Here is a 2,281-nt window from a genome sequence, read left to right on the forward strand (position 1 = left end):
CAGCGCGAGGGCGTGATCATTGCGAACCTCGTGAACCGGTGGAACAGCTTCGGCAAGGCGATTTGCGTCAAGACAGCCTAATTGCGCCCGCAACCAACTGAGCGCATACCCTGTCGAACAAAGCCCCTCAGAGTAAGGTGGCAGAACGTGCGAGGTGTGTTAGCGATGCGGATCAGCGGAGATCGGCCGGCATCTTCCAGGGCAGAAGCGCGTCGTAGTCGTCGACGGTCTTCGCTAGCGGCAGGCGCTGAAACAGCCAGGTGAGATAGCGATACGGGTCGATACCGTTGGCCTTGCAGGTCTCGACGAGCGTATAGAGATTGGCGCTCGCGTTCGCACCGTCGACGGTATCGCTGAACAGCCATCCGCGGCGTCCTACGCAGAACGGGCGAATCGCGTTTTCGCACGGGTTGTTGCTGATCGGCCAGTCGCCGTTTTCAACGTAACGGATGAGCTTCGGCCACTGCGAACGCAGATAGGTCAGCCCCTTGCCGAGCAAGCTTTTCGGTACGACACCGGGCGACTGCTCGAGCATCAGCGCGTGGATCGCGTCGAGTACGTGTGCGCTGTATCGTCGTCGCAATCGCTGTCGTCGTTCGGTCGTCCACGTCTCACTCCGTGCCTCGGCGGCGAACAGCTTGCCGATCAGCTTGATGAAGCGCATCGCAAGCAGATCGGGCGTGCGCGCTGCCTTCGGTACGCTGTCTTCCGCTTTGACGAAGTACCGTCTCACGTGAACCCAGCATCCAAGATGCACGAGTTGATGACGTTCAGCGATGTCGTTGTAGGGCTCGTAGCCGTCGGTCATCATGACCGCCCCCGCGCGGATCCCGGTGAACAGCTTGTCGGCCAGCTTGGTGCCGCGTCCCGGTGTATAGGTGAAGCAGCGGATAGGCACGCCCGATCCGGTCATTTGCGCCCACAGGTAGCTCGTCGTTTGTGGCCGACGGCCTTCCTCCTTCAGCACCTGGAGCGTCGTCTCGTCGCAGTAGATCAGTTCGGCGTCGAGCAATGCGTCGCGCATCAGGTTGATCACGGGCTGCGTTGCAAGGCCAACGCGGACCATGCTGGCGGCGATCGTGTTCGACGAGATGTCGCCGCCGAAGCGCCGCAGCAAACCGGCCTGGCGATATAGCGGCATGCCGAACTGGTACTTGCCGGTGGCAATCCACGCGAGCGCCGATTCGCTCAGCAGTCCACGCGGGATGATGCGCGGCGGCGCCGGCGTGACCTTGATGCCGAGATCGCAGCACGGGCACGCATATTTGACGCGCTGGTGCTGAATCACCCGGAGCTGCTCGGGAATCACGTCGAGCTGTTCGCTGATCTCCACGCCGAACTCGACGAGCGCGTGCCCGTCGTTCGCGCAGAAGCGTTCGGCTTCGGGCAATTCATGCCGCACAACGTCGCGCGGCAGATTGGGATCGAGCGGCTTGCGGTGGCCGCGCTTCTTGCGCGTGGGCGCGGCAACCGTCGTTGCCGGCGTATCTTCCTGGGCGGGCGCGCTGTTCGCGCCGAGCGCTTCGGCTTCGTTGAACAGGCCGAGCTGATCCGAATCTCGTGCCTCGCTCTTTGCGCCGAACAACTCACGGCGGTAGGCTCGGAGTCGTTCCTCGGCGAGATCGCGTTGCGCCGTCACGAGGCGCACCATGCCACGCAATTCGTCTCGCTCTTGCCGAAGCGCTGCGTGCTCCTCGCGCATCGTGAGGAGCGCAGCGAGTTCGTCGGCGGTGATCGTGACCTGGATCGGCATGCCGTTTAGACTAGCCATGCCGATGGCACGTTCAGCTTACCCGCCGATATTCCTGCTTCGGATGCCGTCGAATCGCAGTGATGTCATCACCGTCGAGCAACGCGTGCAGCACGTTAGTCGTCATCGTCACGACCTCAGCCTTGTTGTCGGGCCAGATGAAGTGGCTCGTCTCCAATCGTTTCATCAGAAGCCAGAAACCGCTACCATCCCACCCAAGTATCTTGATCCGGTCGCGACGCCGGTTGCCGAAGATGTAAAGCGACGAGTCCATTGGATTCAGTCGCATCGACTGCTCGACGAGAATCGACAGGCTGTTCAAGCCGTACCGGAAGTCCACGGGATCGCGATGCAGATACACCTTCAGATTGTCGTCGAACCGGAACACGGCAGCCTCCCCAGGATCTGAACCAGGGTCGTCAGTTCGTCGATGGTCGCGATGGCCTTGCCCAGCTCAAGCTCGACACCGTTCGACAGACGCACCTGCAACGCGAGCGTCATCGTCGGGGGGGACGATGTGGGTGATGTCGA

General features: G+C 61.9%; 2 protein-coding genes and 1 pseudogene. All 3 read right to left on the minus strand.

The window, feature by feature from the left end; all coding sequences use genetic code 11:
- Window positions 1-172: 172 nt before the first annotated feature.
- On the minus strand, window positions 173-1,753 hold the full coding sequence (gene tnpC / locus CFB82_RS41285; RefSeq protein WP_089487935.1) for an IS66 family transposase: 1,581 nt from the start codon (window positions 1,751-1,753) through the stop codon (window positions 173-175).
- Between the two features lie 31 nt (window positions 1,754-1,784).
- Window positions 1,785-2,138 (minus strand): IS66 family insertion sequence element accessory protein TnpB, encoded by a 354-nt coding sequence (gene tnpB, locus CFB82_RS41290; protein ID WP_089487936.1) that lies wholly within the window; start codon window positions 2,136-2,138, stop codon window positions 1,785-1,787.
- A pseudogene (locus CFB82_RS44405) lies at window positions 2,114-2,281 on the minus strand (IS66 family insertion sequence element accessory protein TnpB); the annotation flags it as partial. The pseudogene CFB82_RS44405 and the gene tnpB, both read right to left, overlap by 25 nt.

Source organism: Burkholderia sp. HI2714, from assembly GCF_002223085.1.
Taxonomy (GTDB): Bacteria; Pseudomonadota; Gammaproteobacteria; order Burkholderiales; family Burkholderiaceae; genus Burkholderia; species Burkholderia lata_D.